We start from the raw sequence: 16,591 nt of genomic DNA on the forward strand, positions 1-16,591 counted from the left end.
TAGGCACATGAAAACCGCTGATATTCAGCGGTTTTTTTATTATTAATAAGAAATATAAAGCGTCTAAAAAGCCGGTTTGAAATCGAAAGAAGAGAAAACGGTCGAATAGAGAGCTTCTAAAAGACGGTTTAAAGTTAATTTAAGCAAAAATGGTAGAATAGAGAACCTCTAAACACCCATTTGGAATGAGATCATGGAAAAACAGTCGAATAGAAGAGAAGGCTTCTAAAGTACCGTTTGAAGTAAACTCGGGGAAAATGTTTGATTAGCGGTGATCTTAAGAAGCATTTGAAGCAATACTGAAGAAAAACACTCGATTAGAAAGCATCTAAAGCAGCGTTGGAAGCAAACTGGTGTAAAAATACTTGATTAGCAGAAATCTAATGAAGTGTCTTCAGCAATCCAGAAGAAAAACACTCGATTAGAAAACATCTAAAGTTAAATTTGAAGCAAACTCATAAAAATATGTTTTGATTAACAGTAATCTAAAAAAAGTGTCTTCAGCAACTCCAAAAAAGACTCTATTAGCCACCTTTGCATAAAGCACAAATTCTCTAAACCAACACACAAAACAGGAAACGCCTTTATTCCTCGAATACATATCACTTAATAACAATAAAAAAATGCAAGTCTCGGTCAATGCATTTATCCGAGACTTGCACTTCACTTTTCTACTGATGATGTGAATGGTGATCTTGATTCATATTGCTATTAGTGGGAGAACTAGTTCCCAGCAGAATTCCTGAAAATAACAGCAGCCCAACACAAGTAATAATTAGAGACAGTCTGTTAAGAGAACTATTCTTTTGAATAGTTGGCTCTTGGGGCATTACCGATTGTCCTTCTTGTTTTATTTGTTTAATCATTAAGATAGTCATAACACCCATCAGCAAGATTAAGACCAAACTAAGGATATAGATATAGGTCGAATCAAGCATCTCTCCAAGCATGGCTCCCATTAATCCACCCATAATTCCGCCGGCCATACCTTCAATGGTCGTCATTAAGTTAAACATGGCGCCCAGAATTAGACCGATACTGATCGCGATAATCATGGAAAGGATACTGTTTAATGAAAAAGGCTGGGTAAGAGCAAGAATCGTTCCCATAATCAGGCCGCTCATTGTACTGAGCACCATTGCTGCCAGCATGACCGTATTGCAGGATACCTTATGCCGTGATGCGAAAATCTTAAAGTAAATTGTGGCTGTAGATAAAACAATTATTAGCAGGACAATGAATTGCAAAACTAGTTTCATGATCATCACGCCTCCTAATCCGAACTAGTGGTGCCCCCCACAAGAACAAGCTCCATTATCATTTTCTTTTTCGCTTGGCAATTTCCATAATGGATTATTGCAGTATTTCGGATCTGCGCCAACCATACTCATGAATAATGGATGATAATTTTCGCAAATATTTAATTCTGTTAATACCCAATCCTCAGGATCTTTTGCATAATGCTCCCAATAATCGCCACCCATGTTCAGACCAGGTACAGCTGGAATCCAAGACTCTGCCAATAACAAATCAGGGTCGCCGTATTTTGCAGCAATTGCACGGATTTCAGGATCATCCAATGCAAGTAAATGTCCATCTTGGATAATCATATCCGTTCCTCCATCAAGCGTCTCGGTAGTCACGGTAGGGAAGTAAAGATGTACATGCCAGTGACCTACCGGCAAGCCCTGGTTTGCGGCTTCACGTTCAGCGGAGCTTGAAATAACTGTGCCGAAACCTAAATGGATGACACCACTGCGCATTCTTTCATACAGACAGTTTAACCAGCCATTTAAAAAGCCTTTTCTTGGGCGATGAATGTGCGGGTTTGTACCGATGGATGCTTCCCACCATCTGAATAATCCTTTGTCAGGGAATCCTGGGTATTGTAAATGATCCGTTTCTGCTTTTACTTTACGAAGCTTATCGCCAAATTCGCCGCCTTCGTGGATTTCAGTGATTTTTCCATTTACTACATCCATGGAAATCCATGGTACTGGACCGATATGGTTGCTTGTGCCGGCAATCACACCAGTAGCATCTTCGTTTGGCAAGAACATCCATGGTCTGCCCAATACGTGGCCTGGCAAATAAGTTTTTCCGAATTCTTCATTTCCTTTATAGAATGTATCTACTAATTTTGGGTTATAAAATTCTCTGTTTTCATCCCAATATTCATCATGATTTGTATACGTTAAATCTGTACCTTCAGGATCAACAATGCGGATACGGCGGGCATTACGGATTTTTTTCCAAGTCCATTCATCAATCGCCTGAATTATTTCATAAGGCATCGTATGGGCTGGGGAAGCAGTTAACTCTGGTGTGATGAACGGCATACGCTGAATTTGGACTTTATTTGCGCGTAAAACCGGACCGCCATAACCCCATAGCAACTTATCATATTTACCTTCCTTCTCCATTTCTTCCCATTCATCCATCCATTCAGCAAGTTCCTTTGTTCTCGCCAAATAGTATTCTACTTCATTATGACCTTTCCATTTAACGATTGGACCTTTATCGACGTGCATTACTTCATATTTTGTTTCATATTTCTCAAGAATCATTTTACACGCTTCAATTACCATTGGGTCGTGCCAATTGTCCACTCGCAGTAATACGCGCTCACCTGGTTTTAGATCCCAGCCTGCATGCAAGCCATGGTTATAAGGCCGTTTTGCAACGGCATCCAAAAATGGCACCAATTGTTCCGGGCTTGTAATATTAACCATCGGAGGACAACGTGGTTTTTGTTTTTCAATAAGGGGTGGTACATCAAATTTTGGTTTATTTTTTAAAACTTTCTCATTGCTTGAAACAGACATCTTATCCCATCTCCTTGAATAGATTGATTTTTCTAAATATTATCACGAGAATTTTTATTCGTGAAATATATATTTAGTCTATTACTTATATGATAAAAGTATAAATCGATTTAAGGAGTGGTAATAAATCCACTAGTGCTCGAAATATTGTTTAAACAATTTTGCAACGGTAGAAAGATACCGACCTTTTAGCCAAATAACGGCAGGCGGCCTTGCCATCACGACGGGATTGGTGATTTGTTTAAAGAGCAGACTGGAGTTCGGGATTGTTTTTTCTGCCGATTTCGGAATAATCGCTATCCCGATATCATAACTAGCCCAAGTTAACAATGTCATTAAATCACTGCTCTCACACATAATATTCGGTTCAAAGCCAAGATTGGCGCACGCCTTCTTTAATGTATCCCCAACGTAGATTGATTCGGTATAAGACGATGTTCCTTTATGTCTTCTTAAAAGCATAAGCGGCTTATCCTTTAGCTCCACCAAATTGATCGATTGCGATTCTTGATTAATTTCCATTGATTTGCTCATAACGGCAACGAATGGTTCTTCGGGGAAGCTAATCGCTTCAAAAAGTTCGTAATCAATAGGGAGGCGGACAATGCCTATTTCAATCACCCGTTTTTCAAGCAGTTCCATTATCCGGTTGGGATCCCCTTCCCAAATCTGAAACTTCACTTTCGGGTATCGATGGTAGAAATCTTTTATTTTTTCAGGCAATAGCTCTGCGCCCAACGAGGGAATCATCCCGATGTTCAATGTTCCGGAAATGCCCTCGGAAATCTCCTTCATTCTTTGCTTCGTTCTTTCCACTACTTCCAGAATTTCCAATGATTTTTCATAAAACACTTTTCCTTCTTCTGTAAGAGTTAAATTTCTTGTATTCCGCTCCAATAGTTTCATATTTAATTCTTCTTCCAGCAATTTTAACTGCTGACTTAAAGGTGGTTGTGCCATATTGAGCTTTTTGGCAGCGAGAGAAATGTTTCCTTCTTCTACTATTGTTGCAAAGTATCTGATTCGCCTAAATTCCATTTCATGACACCTCATTTCTATTTTCTAGGATATTAACATAATTTATATTTTTTAAGTATGAATAGCAACATTTTTTGTATTTCTCCAAATTTTCTGATTATGTTATTTTTTATTTATTCACTTTTTTGTTTTATTACAGTCTTAATATTGAAAACGAAAAATTTAAGAGTATACCAGAATCCTAAAGATATGATTGGAGGCTATAAAATGCAGGGTTATTTAGAACAAAATGATTCAGAAGTGGTTTTGACAGTTCTTGGTCCAATTTCTGCTCAGGAGTTGGGGGTTGTACTCATTCATGAGTCGCTTCTATCTGTGCTGCCAGGCGCAGAGCTTGCTCCAGAGGTTGATATGGATACAAGCGAGATTTTTGCAGCGTTAAAAAGTCAGCTTTTGGCATTTCGCCGTCTGGGAGGAAAAACGATCGTGGATTCTGGCGGTATGTTTCATGGACGTAATGTAAAGCTCTATGAAACCCTTTCAAAAGCTACAGGCATAAATATTGTAGCCTCTACAGGGTTAGGGCCTGAACCATTGCTGAGCGGGTATTTTTTGACGCCGCAAAAGAATCCTCCCATCCCATGGCAAGCTGAACAATTTGCTGATTTATTCGCCAAAGAGGTAACGGAAGGGATTGTTGTGCCTCGAGTAGAGCGTTCAGGTCCAGCGGGAATGGCAACGTCGATTGCCAGCCGGAATGGGTTGACGGAAATAGAGAAGAACCTTTTCCGAGGATGCGCGCAAACGGCTCTTGCAACGGGGGTGCCGGTATCGGTCCAATATGGAGCAAATGCGATGGATGATTTAAACATCCTGCTAAATGAAGGACTTGCTCCAAACCGCATTATTATTGGAGGGCTTGACCGCATTGAGGCAGTTAAGGCAAAAGAAGCAATTGCCATTGCACGACAGGGGGCCATGGTTGCCCTAGACCATATTGGTTGGACGAAGGATGAAGGTTACGTCAATGATGGGGAACGGATTCGATTGATTTTGGAGTTGTTCGAAGAAGGTTTGGGTGATCAAGTTCTGCTATCCACCAATGCAGTGGGAGTGGCAAAAGGATATAAAGCTAATGGCGTTGGATTCGATTATTTGCTGTCCACATTTGTTCCTTTATTGCGTGCAGCAGGATTGAATGAGGAACAAGTGCATTCATTATTAGCAAAAAACCCGCTACGTGTACTGACAGTTGACAAAGTGGCAGTGGCCATTAAAGAAACAATAGCAAGCAAAAATTAAAGGCAAGGAGTGAAGCGGAATGGGAAAGGTTAATACCGTTTTAGGGACAATAGCGACGGAGGAGCTGGGAGTAACGGCGATTCATGAACATATTGGATTTGGTTTACCGGGTTGTGATCTGGATACACAATGGTGGAGCAAAGCGGAAGAAATGTTTGAGACAACCATTCAGAAATTGCAGCGGTTCCGGGAACATGGCGGAAAAACTTTTGTTGACTGCACAGGCATAGGGAACGGGCGGGATATCCCGTACTTTCAGGTGCTTTCCCGTAAAACAGGCGTCAATATCGTTGCGGTGACGGGATTCGTGGCAGGTGATTCCGCACTTCCTTATTTCCGCGACAAATCGATTGAATATCTAACCAATTTATTTGTGCATGAAATTACAGTGGGAATTGACGGGACGAGCGCAAAGGCCGGGGCTGTCAAAGTGGGCGTGAGCCGTGGCGGTTTAAGCGAATTGGATGAACGCATTTATCGTGCAGCTGCAAGAGCCGCTGCAAAAACAGGTGTACCCGTAATCACACATTTATCAACAAACGCAGAGCGGCAAATGGAGTTATTTGAAATGGAAGGGCTTTCGATAGACCGAGCGATAATTGGGCATGCCGATATAGGACCGGATGTAGATGAAGAGCGCGATGTCATGATTGCAAAGCGAGGCGGGTACGTAGGATTCGATACAATTGGCTATGATGCGGAGCTGGAAAATGCCCCTTATTGGTCATGCGGCCGTCAAGAACGGATCCAGCATTTTCTGTCCTTCCTTGAAAAAGGCTATTTAAAAAATGCCGTCATTTCTGCGGATGCGAATTGTTGGCCATTAGGCTGGCCGGGAGTGGAAGGGCATTCTGTTAATTATTTGTTTGAGGAGTTTATACCGGACCTTCGTAAAGCAGGAGTGGATGAGGGAATCATTGAACAGCTTTTAGTACACAACCCTGCCAATATTCTAACGATGCGAGCACCTGTTTTCGTTTAAAAAATAAGCCTGCCGGGTGCGGTTTGGAATGTCTAGAATAAACAAGCTTTGGCCGTATTTATACAAATGGAGGGATGCAATTGATGAAAGCAAATATTATTGACATAGTAAATGAGGGGAAATTTAACCGCTTTCATTTATTCTTATTGGTTACATGCTGTGTAATCATCACCTTTGATATGTTTGATCTTGTGATCTATAGTTCCGTACTCCCACTATTGATGGAGGAATGGTCCATGTCACCGGTGCAAGCGGGCACGATTGGCAGTTACGGGCCCCTCGGAATGATGGTCGGAGCCTTTATTTTCGGAATTCTGTCCGATAAGATTGGGCGAAAAAATGGGTTGATCATCAGTGTATTCTTATTCAGCATTTTTACATTTCTATGTGCATTTGCTCCTGGGCCAAACAGTTTCGGTGCCTTTCGACTCCTTGCGGGTATTGGGATTGGGGGCGTTATGCCGAATGTCCTTGCCCTGATTACCGATTACTCGCCAAAGGACATTCGCAACAAAATGGTATCCATTGTTATGATCTCTTTTCCCGTAGGCGGAATTTTGGCAGCTCTGGCTGGTATGTACTTCATTCCCCATACGGGTTGGAAAAGTGTCTATTGGATTTCCATCATTCCAGTTTTGCTTATTCCCATCTTGTATAAGTTCTTGCATGATTCCCCGGCTCTTTTATTGGCAAAAGGGAAAACGGATGAACTTTGTATCGCGTTGACAAAAGCAAATCCCAAAGTGTCTTTAACGCCCGATATGAAGTTTGAAACATCCACCCTGAAAGAGGATGCAGGCTCTCCTGTTGCAGCCTTGTTTAAGAATAAACGGGCACTTGGCACGGTAATGATCTGGATTGCCTTTTTCATGTGTTTGTTAATGGTAAACGGGATTAATACCTGGCTGCCAAAATTGATGTTTAGTGCAGGATATGAGCTTGGGTCCAGTTTAAGCTTTATGATTGTCCTGAATGTGGGGGCGATTATTGGAACACTGATTCTTGGGTCCCTTGCCGACAAATACGGAGCGAAAAGGGTACTTGTTCCGATGTTTGTCATGGCAGCCGTTTCTTTGGCTCTTCTAGGATTTAAAGCGAACATGGTTGTTTTATATCTGCTTGTAGCCATAGCAGGAGCCTGTACAACAGGAGCTCAAAATATCTCCTATTCGTTTGTAACGCAATATTATCCTTCATTAATGCGTTCTACGGCTGTCGGATTTGCTTCCGGGATCGGCAGGATTGGTGCCATAATCGGGCCAACATTTGGCGGCCTGCTAGTGCAGCTTAATCTGTCCGTCGAAATGAATTTCTTTGCCTTTGCCGTGCCGGGAATTATAGCGGCAATTGCATTCTCATTCGTTCCTCTGAAATATGGCGATTTCAATAAAGAAGCCAGCGAAACGGAAGGAAATAAAGTGGAACAAAATGAACAGGGAAAAGCATATGAAGTCAAAGTTTGATCATAGGAATCAAATTATAAAAGTCTCTTCGCTCATGTAAAGCTTGCTTTATATGGGCTTTTTTTTATCTAAAAATCACATGTTAACGGGCTTCCATTAATAGATTGGGAATAATGGATTTTTTCCGGGGTGATTTTATGAGAGAAAAAAGGTTCCGAAGAAATTTGCTGGCATGGGCATTTATTTTATTTTCTGCATGCGTCGCCCTTGTGGCACAATGGGATAGTAACGTAAATAAATATTATGATCTTGAAGAGTTGAATGCATTTCACTGGCAGAAGCATATGAATGAAGACGAATTTTCCAAAGTAAAACAGGGCATGTCGTATTGGGATGTAGCGAAAGCTGCGAAGGGACAAGGACAACGAGTTGCCGAAGGGGTATATATATGGGAAGATGAAATCCTTTTGACTCAACGTTATGAAATGCACTTTCAAGAAGGAAAACTCCAAAAGAAAGCAATAATCAAAAGCATTGACCATCAAACCGAATAAATTCTGCTGTAAAATAGAAGACGCAAGGTACAGACTTTGAACATTTAACTATATTTGGGTAAACTTAAGGTAATGTGATGAGAGGATTCGGTTAACATGATATTTGAAAAAAACGTACTATCCTTAGAGGAAACACAAAACTTGGCATTTGCGCTGGCAAGAGTATTAGGCCCTCAAGATACCATTACACTGGAAGGGGACCTGGGAGCCGGCAAAACGACATTTACTCAAGCGCTTGCAAAAGGATTGGGCATTACAAGAACGGTCAACAGCCCAACTTTTACGATCATGAAACAATATGAAGGAAGACTGCCATTCAATCATCTGGATGTTTATCGGCTTGAAGATAGCGACGAGGATCTTGGCTGGGAAGAAATTTTCTATGGCGAGGCCGTAACCGTGGTGGAATGGGCTCATTTAATCGAGGACGATTTACCGGATGAACGGCTGGCAATCGAAATTTACAGAGTGGATGATCACGCAAGAAAATTTGTATTTAAACCAATCGGAGAGCGTTACGAACGATTGTGCGAGGAGTTATTGAAATGATTTGGTTAGGAATTGAAACATCGAATTCGCCACTTTCCATCGCAATTGTGAAAGATGGACAACTATTAGCAGAAGTAGTGCAAAACTTAAAGCTTACCCATTCGGTAACCGTAATGCCCGCAATAGAGGAGCTTTGCCAGAAAGCAAACTTAAAACCAGCGGACCTAGATGCCATAGCTGTCGCGGAAGGACCAGGTTCCTATACGGGGCTTCGAATCGGTGTAACCATTGCGAAAACATTGGCATGGTCCCTAAAGAAACCTTTGGTAGGGATTTCGAGCTTGCAGGTGTTGGCGGCAAACGCATCTACATTTAACGGGGTGATATGTACTCTATTTGATGCAAGAAGACAAAATGTCTATGCTGCCGCTTACCGTGGCTCCCAATTGGAGACGGTTATAAAAGACGGCCATTATTCCATCGCAGAATTGTTGGAGACTTTGCAGCATTTAAACGAACCTGTATTTTTTGTCGGGATGGATGCAGCAATTTTCAAAGAGATTATCATCGAGCATTTAGGCGACCGGGCACACTTTGCGCCCAATTCATTGGCTTTGCCACGTGCATCCCATTTAATTGAATTAGCGCAAAAACAACCGCTGCCAAGTGTAGAAGCAGTCCACCATTTTGTCCCCCAATATCACCGATTGGCACAGGCGGAAGCAGAGTGGGTCAAGGAACAGAAAAAGGGGCAATAGAAATGGTACATTATCGTAGAATGACCGCGGAGGATGTCGAGGCTGTCCATGCCATTGAACTAGCTTCTTTCCCAACGCCTTGGACGCTGGATTCCTTTCATTATGAAATGAGGGAAAATCAATTTGCTCACTATCTCGTTGCGGAAAATGAGGAACACCATATTATTGGTTTTTGCGGAATGTGGTTGGTCATCGATGCAGCTCAAATTACGAATGTTGCAGTAATTGAATCGGCGCGTGGTCTTGGAATCGGAGAAGGACTAATGCGAGAAGCAATGAACATCGCAAAAGACCATGATATTGATGTCATGAGTCTGGAAGTGCGGGTTTCGAATGTGGTCGCACAAAATCTTTATCGAAAGCTCGGGTTCCAGGACGGCGGAATTCGAAAAGCTTATTATACAGATAATCAAGAGGATGCTCTTGTAATGTGGGTGAACTTAAAATGAATGAACAATATATATTAGCCATTGAAACCAGCTGTGATGAAACGGCAGCTGCAATCATCAGAAATGGAACAGAAATCGTATCAAATGTAGTTGCTTCCCAAATTGAAAGCCAAAAGCGATTTGGCGGAGTGGTGCCGGAAATTGCATCACGCCATCATGTGGAACAAATAACAATCGTGATAGAAGAAACATTAAAAGACGCCAATATGCAGCCTTCTGATCTGACGGCAGTTGCTGTTACCGAAGGACCTGGATTGGTCGGTGCATTATTGATCGGAATCAATGCAGCAAAAGCATTTGCCTTTGTACATGGTTTGCCTTTAATTCCGGTCCATCATATTGCGGGGCATATCTATGCAAATGCATTGGTGGAACCACTGCAGTTTCCGTTATTGGCCCTTGTTGTATCAGGCGGCCATACAGAATTAGTATTCATGAAAGAACATGGAAGTTTTGAAGTGATTGGCGAAACGAGAGATGATGCAGCTGGTGAGGCTTATGATAAAGTAGCGCGTGTACTCAAAATGCCATACCCGGGCGGACCGCATATTGACCGTATGGCGCACGAAGCAACAGAAGGCATTGATTTCCCTCGTGCTTGGCTTGAAGAAGATTCCTATGATTTTAGCTTTAGCGGATTGAAATCAGCAGTTATTAATTATAAACACAATTTGGAGCAGCGTGGGGAAGAAATTATTCCTGAAAAAGTCGCAAAAGGTTTCCAGGATAGTGTGGTAGAAGTATTGACGAAGAAAACAGTAAGAGCTGCCCGAGAATACAAGGTGAAACAGGTCATTGCAGCCGGCGGTGTATCTGCGAACAAAGGGTTAAGAGAAAGTTTGGAAAAGGCGTTTGAGCAAGAAGGGATTGCTTTCACCGTGCCTCCTTTAAAACTTTGCACAGATAATGCAGCGATGATCGGGGCTGCAGCTGCTCATATGTATAATGCGGGGGTGCGCGGAAATCTGGCGATGAACGGACTTCCGGGCAAAGAATTAAAAAGTTGGATATAAAACTTTTAGCTGTTTCCAGTGGTTTGGAACAGCTTTTTTTCTACTCAAAATAATAATTATTTATCCCCAAGTAGGTTGGTTAAGATGAGTTTTCTAGTATAACATCCTTACTGTTCGGTAGCTTGCTAGCTTTTGTAAAATTTTTCTGAAAACTTATCCACAGGTGAACAATATTTTTAGCAAAATGTCAATACGAACATTCGTACTTATGCACAAAATGTGCATAAGTTGTGGATAAAATGTGGTAAAACTATATATTGTGTTAGTTTTTACACACAGGTATGTGGATAATAATTTTTTTAATTGTGGATAATGTGGAAAAGTGTGTTGATATGTTGATATTACTAAACTATTGCTGTGAATAAAATTGTGGAGATATTTTATCGAAATTTGTCTATTGACCAAGATATATGTAAAGGAATCATGAATAATAAAAATACCATGTACATATGCACATGGTATTACAACATATCTATTATGATGAAATAATATTGTCCAGTTCTTCATTCAGTTCCAGCCACTGCATTTCAAGTTCATCATGTTCTAACTTGAAAGAATCCAATTCACTTTGATAGCTCACGACTTTTTCATGATCTTTGAAGATTTCCGGTTCACAAAGCTTTGCTTCAATCACAGCCATCGATTCACTTAAGCTGGCCATTTTGTTCTCGAGCTCTTCAACTGTTCGCCGGATTTGCCGCTCCCGTTTTTTCGCCTCTTTATCGATTTGGGAAGTAGAGCCTTTAATTGGAGCAGCCTCTGCAGCAGTTTTCGATGCATTCTTTTGCGCTGCCAATTTCATCTGCGCCAATTCTTCGAGTTCCTGCTTTTTCTCCAAGTAATAATCATAGTCGCCTAAATATTCAAAAGAGCCGGTTTCCGACAATTCAATCACCTTTGTTGCGATGCGGTTGATAAAATAACGGTCATGCGATACGAACAGCAAGGTTCCCGGATAATCAATCAACGCATTTTCCAACACTTCCTTGCTATCCAGATCAAGGTGGTTCGTCGGCTCATCCAGCACGAGCAAATTGGCTTTTTGCATCATCAACTTGGCGAGGGCAAGCCGTGCTTTTTCTCCGCCCGATAATGAATTTACCGGTTTTAGAACGTCATCGCCGCTAAATAGAAAGCGCCCCAGCACAGTACGGATCTCTTTTTCATTTAACAGCGGCCATTCATCCCATAATTCATGCAGAATGGTTTTATTGCCTGTCAGTTTCGCTTGTTCTTGGTCATAGTAGCCGATTTTCACGTTTGTTCCGTAACGAATATCCCCTGATTGAATCGGCAAATCTTTAATAATCGTTTTTAGTAAGGTAGACTTCCCGACGCCATTCGGGCCAACCAAGGCAATTCGGTCTTCGCGGAAGATGCGCATTTGAATGTTTTTAGAGATTGTTTTTCCTTCATATCCGATGCTCAAGTTATCAACAGAGAGCACATCGTTTCCACTCTGGCGTTCGATGGTAAAGCCGAAATTCGCTGAAGCTTCGTCTCCATCGGGCGCATCCATCCATTGTGTGCGTTCGAGAACCTTTCTGCGGCTTTGGGCCATTTTTGTTGTCGATGCGCGGGCAATATTTTTTTGAATAAATGCTTCAAGTTTTGCTTTTTCATCTTGCTGCCGTTCAAACATTTTCATGTCGCGCTCATAGTTTTTGGCTTTTTCATCTAAGTAGGCACTATAATTTCCAACATATTTTGTTACATGCGTTCTGGAAACTTCGTAAACGGTAGAAACCACCTGGTCAAGGAAATAGCGGTCGTGGGAGACGATTAGAATCGCACCTTCATAACCTTTCAAATAGTTTTCCAGCCAGCTTAATGTTTCAATATCCAAATGGTTGGTCGGCTCGTCCAATATTAATAGATCCGGTTTGCTTAATAAAAGTTTAGCCAAAGCCAGGCGTGTGCGCTGCCCGCCGGAAAGGGAAGCAATCGGTTTATCGTAATCTTCCGGAAAGAACTGCATTCCATGGAGGACCGAACGAGTATCCGCTTCATACTGATAGCCCCCAGCATCTTTAAAATCATGCTGCAATTGGTCATAGTCAGCCATGATGCGAGCGTAGTTTTCGGCATTTTCGTAAACAGCTGGATCGGCCATTCGTTGTTCAAGAGAACGCAGCGCAGCTTCTTGATTCTTTAATTCGGCGAAAATGGTCATCATTTCATCCCAGATGGATAATGAGGATTCCAGTCCGGCATGTTGTTCCAAATAGCCGACTTTCACATCTTTTGGAATGATAATTTCGCCGGAATCGTACGACAGTTGGCCGGCGATAATTTTAAGCAAAGTGGATTTTCCTGCACCATTGCGGCCCACTAATGCCACGCGATCTCTATGCTGGACTTCCAACTTTACTCCGCTGAGTATTTCATCTGTCACAAAAGATTTATATAATTGATTTACTTGTAAGACAATCATTTTTACACCTCAGTTCACTTATTTCTAGTTTAATGGAAGAGGAATGGCTTCGCAATGAGGGTGCTTTACATATTTGAGCATGTTTAGTAATATGAAAACAATTTCTGCCATTTTTGAACAAAAAACTGTAACTGTCGCAAATATGCCTTGGTAAATAGGTTATATACAAGTGTATAATAATAAAAAATGATGAGGGGAATAGATAGGAGGAAAATGAGTGAAACATGATTTGAAAATTCCTCAAGCAACAACCAAAAGACTTCCTCTCTATTATCGCTTTTTGCAAAACTTCGCCAATGAAGGGAAACGGAGAATTTCCTCGCAAGAATTAAGCGAAGCGATGAAAATCGACTCAGCCACGATTCGAAGAGACTTCTCCTATTTTGGTGCGTTGGGCAAAAAGGGATATGGATACGATGTATTATATTTGCTTGAGTTTTTCAGACAAACACTGGATCAAGACGAAGGGGCGAATGTTGCATTAATTGGTGTAGGGAACTTGGGGAATGCATTTTTGAAATATAATTTCCAAAAAAACCATAACACGCGGATTGTGGTAGCATTCGACTCAAAAGCGCCGCAAGAAGGAACCGAAATTAACGGCATTCCTGTCTATCATCCGGACCGCCTGGAGGAAATGTATCATGCCTATCATGCGGAGCTTGCAATCCTGACGGTGTCTTCCCGGTCGGCCCAAATCATGGCAGATCGTTTGGTCGCAATCGATGCAAAAGGGATTTTAAACTTTACACCCGTGCGCTTAAATGTACCGGATTCTCTGAAGCTTCTTAATATTGATTTATCGGTTGAATTGGAAGCGTTAATCTATTTAATTCGCAATAGCGATTAATAGGAAGTTGTTTCATTATCTAATGGCAAATTTCAACAAGATGCGCTAAAATATACATATAATAGAGGAGGTGGCTACAATGGTTGTGCATTTAAATGCAATATCACCATTTGCCGTAGTTATTATTTGTGTAGTAGCCCTATTGATTTTTGGACCGAAGAAATTGCCTGAATTAGGAAGAGCGATGGGTACAACTCTTCGTGAGTTCAAAAAAGGAACAAGTGGGTTATTGGATGAAGAAGACGAAAAGAAAAATGTCTCTGTCATTGAACAAAAAGATTCAGATAAAGAAAACAAGTAAGTTAAGGATGTCTATTTTTTATGAATCCAAAAGAACTCACTGTTATTGAACATATAGAAGAACTAAGAAAACGACTGCTGCTTTGTGCCGTCTTCTTCGTTCTTGCATTAATTGTGAGCTTTTATTTAGCTAAGCCGATTATTAAATATATTCAATATGGCGAACAAGCGCAGCAATTAACGTTGAATGCTTTCAATGTAGGCGACCCGCTTACTGTCTATTTGGAAGTAACATTTATCGTGGCATTTATCATTACATCACCGCTTATTCTGTATCAGCTTTGGGCATTCATCACGCCCGGCTTGCATGAAACCGAACGCAAGGCGACTTTGAAATACATTCCATATGCATTCGTGCTGTTCATTGTTGGACTGGCATTTGGCTATTATATTCTATTTCCAAATGTTATGAACTTTATGATGAATCTATCGAACGAACTCGACATTCAGCAAACGATAGGAATTAACGAGTATTTTGGCTTTTTGTTTAAGCTGGTCGTGCCATTCGGTTTAATCTTTGAATTGCCGGTCGTGACGCTTTTCTTGGCTCGAATTGGAATTCTGGATCCGAGTCTTATGGTTAAGTTCCGTAAATATTCTTATTTTGTTCTTTTTGTAGTGGCTGTTTTAGTGGCGCCGCCTGATCTCATTTCGTACATACTGATTTCAATCCCTTTATTCGTTCTTTATGAGATTAGTATTTTCATAGCGCGGATTGGCTATAAAAAATACCAGGCTGCCGAAGCAATTCGCATACAAGAAGAAAAAGAACAGGAACAGAAAAATCAGGTGGAAGAGCTTTTGGCTGAACAACAACGTCAAATAGAAGAAATGACCAAGCAAAATTAAATTTAAATAAAATTAAAGCCTATTTTCATTCGGGAATTTTCCGATGAAAATAGGCTTTTTTATTACTTCGGCAGCTGATCGGTGATTTGCTGCAGCTTGTCTGCATTCATTTGAATAATGGTCACGAAGCCATTTAACATCATGTGTGCAATAATCGATGTAAGCAACCTTTTCGTCTTGTAGTAAAGGAAGGCAAAAATAAAACCGCTGATCGTATATAAAATAATGTGTGAAAAATCTAAATGGATTAGGGCAAAGACAATACTGCTGATGATGGCGGAAACCCAAAAACTTTGCGTTTGGACTAATGAGCCAAACACCACGCGACGGAATACGAACTCTTCCAGAATGGGTCCAAATAAAACGGATGCCAGAATCATGATTGGCGCAATTTCAGTCACTTGCATGATTTTTTGCGTGTTTTCGGAACCGTAGTCGATGCCAAGCGCCAACTCAATTGTAGCGCCTATTGTTTGCCCAAGATAAACAAGGAAAAAACCGATGATCCCCCAGCCAATCGAAACTGGAATTGATGCTTTTTCTCCCTTAAATACATGCCAGAAGTTCTTATTTTTAGAGATTAGGAATATACAGACTAAGAAGGCTATTGCAAAACTGACCGAAGACCACCAGCCTGCCAATGCAATGCCTTCATTTCCATCTTGTTCAAAAAATTGAAGGAAGAATGCTCTCACGGGTTGAATTAATAATAGGAACCCGGATAATTGGGCTGCTATGTAGGTAAGCAGAATATAGAAAGCTGTTTTTTGTGTTTGAATTTTGGTTGGCGTACTCAGAAATAATCCCTCTTTCTAAAGCGAATTGTTTAAAACCTGCCGGATGATGCTAAACTATCACAGGCATTGAAGAAATAGTGCATAATTTCACTTCTCTTTTATTGTAGAGGAATATGGAAAGAAAACAAAATTTTTTTGCGCTTCATACTTGCAAAAACAGAATCAATTCATTATTATAATAATTGTGTTAGCACTCATATGGAGAGAGTGCTAATAAAGTTATATAAATTACAATTTGTAGGAGGTTGTTTCACTTGTTAAGACCATTAGGTGATCGTATCATTATCGAACTAGTTGAGGTGGAAGAAAAAACAGCATCAGGACTAGTACTTCCAGATTCAGCAAAAGAAAAGCCGTCAGAAGGTAATGTAATTGCTGTAGGAACTGGTCGTGTACTAGATAACGGCACACGCGTCGAGCTTGACGTAAAAGAAGGAGATCGCATTATCTTCTCTAAATACTCAGGCACAGAAGTGAAATACGAAGGCAAAGAATACTTAATTCTTCGCGAAAATGATGTACTAGCCGTAATTGGCTAATACCCTATTAAACATAAAATGAATCTTAAGCAATAAGAGCGCCCATAACAACTTAAGCGCTCCCTTAGC

The 16,591-nt window shown here is 41.0% G+C and carries 17 protein-coding genes; 12 read left to right on the forward strand and 5 right to left on the reverse strand.

The window, feature by feature from the left end; genetic code table 11:
* Window positions 1-671: 671 nt before the first annotated feature.
* The 3 genes from D1B33_RS16650 to D1B33_RS16660 form a co-directional block, all read right to left on the reverse strand.
* On the reverse strand, window positions 672-1,259 hold the full coding sequence (locus D1B33_RS16650) for a hypothetical protein (protein ID WP_118877540.1): 588 nt from the start codon (window positions 1,257-1,259) through the stop codon (window positions 672-674).
* A 24-nt stretch (window positions 1,260-1,283) separates the two neighbouring features.
* Window positions 1,284-2,825 carry a hypothetical protein gene (locus D1B33_RS16655; RefSeq protein WP_118877541.1) on the reverse strand — a complete coding sequence of 514 codons (1,542 nt, stop codon included), beginning with the start codon at window positions 2,823-2,825 and terminating at the stop codon, window positions 1,284-1,286.
* 132 nt (window positions 2,826-2,957) lie between these two features.
* Window positions 2,958-3,863 carry a LysR family transcriptional regulator gene (locus D1B33_RS16660; RefSeq protein WP_158583011.1) on the reverse strand — a complete coding sequence of 302 codons (906 nt, stop codon included), beginning with the start codon at window positions 3,861-3,863 and terminating at the stop codon, window positions 2,958-2,960.
* A gap of 207 nt (window positions 3,864-4,070) precedes the next feature.
* Between D1B33_RS16660 and D1B33_RS16665 the strand changes: the two genes are divergently transcribed.
* The 8 genes from D1B33_RS16665 (at window position 4,071) to tsaD (ending at window position 10,753) form a co-directional block, all read left to right on the forward strand.
* Complete coding sequence (locus D1B33_RS16665; protein WP_118877543.1) at window positions 4,071-5,105, forward strand: phosphotriesterase family protein; 1,035 nt, start codon at window positions 4,071-4,073, stop codon at window positions 5,103-5,105.
* Between the two features lie 19 nt (window positions 5,106-5,124).
* On the forward strand, window positions 5,125-6,087 hold the full coding sequence (locus tag D1B33_RS16670) for a phosphotriesterase family protein (protein WP_118877544.1): 963 nt from the start codon (window positions 5,125-5,127) through the stop codon (window positions 6,085-6,087).
* An 83-nt stretch (window positions 6,088-6,170) separates the two neighbouring features.
* Complete coding sequence (locus D1B33_RS16675; protein WP_118877545.1) at window positions 6,171-7,550, forward strand: MFS transporter; 1,380 nt, start codon at window positions 6,171-6,173, stop codon at window positions 7,548-7,550.
* Window positions 7,551-7,687: 137 nt separating this feature from the next.
* Window positions 7,688-8,044, forward strand: coding sequence for a hypothetical protein (locus D1B33_RS16680; RefSeq protein ID WP_118877546.1), 357 nt, complete (start codon window positions 7,688-7,690; stop codon window positions 8,042-8,044).
* Window positions 8,045-8,140: 96 nt separating this feature from the next.
* Entirely contained in the window at window positions 8,141-8,593 is a 453-nt protein-coding gene (gene tsaE, locus D1B33_RS16685; RefSeq protein WP_118877547.1) for a tRNA (adenosine(37)-N6)-threonylcarbamoyltransferase complex ATPase subunit type 1 TsaE, read from the forward strand.
* Window positions 8,590-9,291, forward strand: coding sequence for a tRNA (adenosine(37)-N6)-threonylcarbamoyltransferase complex dimerization subunit type 1 TsaB (tsaB, locus tag D1B33_RS16690; RefSeq protein ID WP_118877548.1), 702 nt, complete (start codon window positions 8,590-8,592; stop codon window positions 9,289-9,291). The genes tsaE and tsaB overlap by 4 nt, the downstream gene beginning before the upstream one ends.
* A gap of 2 nt (window positions 9,292-9,293) precedes the next feature.
* Complete coding sequence (gene rimI, locus D1B33_RS16695) at window positions 9,294-9,740, forward strand: ribosomal protein S18-alanine N-acetyltransferase (RefSeq protein ID WP_118877549.1); 447 nt, start codon at window positions 9,294-9,296, stop codon at window positions 9,738-9,740.
* Window positions 9,737-10,753, forward strand: coding sequence for a tRNA (adenosine(37)-N6)-threonylcarbamoyltransferase complex transferase subunit TsaD (gene tsaD, locus D1B33_RS16700; RefSeq protein ID WP_118877550.1), 1,017 nt, complete (start codon window positions 9,737-9,739; stop codon window positions 10,751-10,753). Before rimI ends, tsaD begins: the two co-directional genes overlap by 4 nt.
* Window positions 10,754-11,228: 475 nt before the next feature.
* Here the strand turns inward: tsaD and D1B33_RS16705 are convergent, their stop codons facing one another.
* The gene (locus D1B33_RS16705) at window positions 11,229-13,187 is read right to left on the reverse strand and encodes an ABC-F family ATP-binding cassette domain-containing protein (protein WP_118877551.1); all 1,959 of its coding nucleotides are present in this window, start codon (window positions 13,185-13,187) and stop codon (window positions 11,229-11,231) included.
* A 217-nt stretch (window positions 13,188-13,404) separates the two neighbouring features.
* On the opposite strand from D1B33_RS16705, the gene D1B33_RS16710 reads away from it, so the two are divergent.
* The 3 genes from D1B33_RS16710 (at window position 13,405) to tatC (ending at window position 15,186) form a co-directional block, all read left to right on the forward strand.
* Entirely contained in the window at window positions 13,405-14,037 is a 633-nt protein-coding gene (locus tag D1B33_RS16710; RefSeq protein ID WP_118877552.1) for a redox-sensing transcriptional repressor Rex, read from the forward strand.
* 79 nt (window positions 14,038-14,116) lie between these two features.
* The gene (locus tag D1B33_RS16715) at window positions 14,117-14,338 is read left to right on the forward strand and encodes a twin-arginine translocase TatA/TatE family subunit (protein WP_118877553.1); all 222 of its coding nucleotides are present in this window, start codon (window positions 14,117-14,119) and stop codon (window positions 14,336-14,338) included.
* 20 nt (window positions 14,339-14,358) lie between these two features.
* On the forward strand, window positions 14,359-15,186 hold the full coding sequence (tatC, locus tag D1B33_RS16720; protein ID WP_118877554.1) for a twin-arginine translocase subunit TatC: 828 nt from the start codon (window positions 14,359-14,361) through the stop codon (window positions 15,184-15,186).
* Window positions 15,187-15,248: 62 nt separating this feature from the next.
* Here the strand turns inward: tatC and D1B33_RS16725 are convergent, their stop codons facing one another.
* Window positions 15,249-15,881: a CPBP family intramembrane glutamic endopeptidase gene (locus tag D1B33_RS16725; RefSeq protein WP_233549517.1), complete on the reverse strand. Its 633-nt coding sequence runs from the start codon at window positions 15,879-15,881 to the stop codon at window positions 15,249-15,251.
* A 356-nt stretch (window positions 15,882-16,237) separates the two neighbouring features.
* On the opposite strand from D1B33_RS16725, the gene groES reads away from it, so the two are divergent.
* The gene (gene groES, locus D1B33_RS16730; protein ID WP_118877556.1) at window positions 16,238-16,522 is read left to right on the forward strand and encodes a co-chaperone GroES; all 285 of its coding nucleotides are present in this window, start codon (window positions 16,238-16,240) and stop codon (window positions 16,520-16,522) included.
* Window positions 16,523-16,591 lie beyond the last annotated feature (69 nt).

The sequence above is a fragment of the Ureibacillus yapensis genome (assembly GCF_003515775.1).
GTDB lineage: Bacteria > Bacillota > Bacilli > Bacillales_A > Planococcaceae > Ureibacillus > Ureibacillus yapensis.

Excerpts from the sequence above, each read along its gene's own strand:
- tatC (WP_118877554.1), top strand. The coding sequence starts at position 14,359 with ATGAATCCAAAAGAACTCACTGTTATTGAACATATAGAAGAACTAAGA.
- D1B33_RS16670 (WP_118877544.1), top strand. The coding sequence starts at position 5,125 with ATGGGAAAGGTTAATACCGTTTTAGGGACAATAGCGACGGAGGAGCTG.
- rimI (WP_118877549.1), top strand. The coding sequence starts at position 9,294 with ATGGTACATTATCGTAGAATGACCGCGGAGGATGTCGAGGCTGTCCAT.
- D1B33_RS16715 (WP_118877553.1), top strand. The coding sequence starts at position 14,117 with ATGGTTGTGCATTTAAATGCAATATCACCATTTGCCGTAGTTATTATT.
- D1B33_RS16705 (WP_118877551.1), bottom strand. The coding sequence starts at position 13,187 with ATGATTGTCTTACAAGTAAATCAATTATATAAATCTTTTGTGACAGAT.
- D1B33_RS16655 (WP_118877541.1), bottom strand. The coding sequence starts at position 2,825 with ATGTCTGTTTCAAGCAATGAGAAAGTTTTAAAAAATAAACCAAAATTT.
- D1B33_RS16665 (WP_118877543.1), top strand. The coding sequence starts at position 4,071 with ATGCAGGGTTATTTAGAACAAAATGATTCAGAAGTGGTTTTGACAGTT.
- D1B33_RS16660 (WP_158583011.1), bottom strand. The coding sequence starts at position 3,863 with ATGGAATTTAGGCGAATCAGATACTTTGCAACAATAGTAGAAGAAGGA.
- D1B33_RS16650 (WP_118877540.1), bottom strand. The coding sequence starts at position 1,259 with ATGAAACTAGTTTTGCAATTCATTGTCCTGCTAATAATTGTTTTATCT.
- tsaE (WP_118877547.1), top strand. The coding sequence starts at position 8,141 with ATGATATTTGAAAAAAACGTACTATCCTTAGAGGAAACACAAAACTTG.
- D1B33_RS16675 (WP_118877545.1), top strand. The coding sequence starts at position 6,171 with ATGAAAGCAAATATTATTGACATAGTAAATGAGGGGAAATTTAACCGC.
- D1B33_RS16680 (WP_118877546.1), top strand. The coding sequence starts at position 7,688 with ATGAGAGAAAAAAGGTTCCGAAGAAATTTGCTGGCATGGGCATTTATT.
- tsaD (WP_118877550.1), top strand. The coding sequence starts at position 9,737 with ATGAATGAACAATATATATTAGCCATTGAAACCAGCTGTGATGAAACG.
- tsaB (WP_118877548.1), top strand. The coding sequence starts at position 8,590 with ATGATTTGGTTAGGAATTGAAACATCGAATTCGCCACTTTCCATCGCA.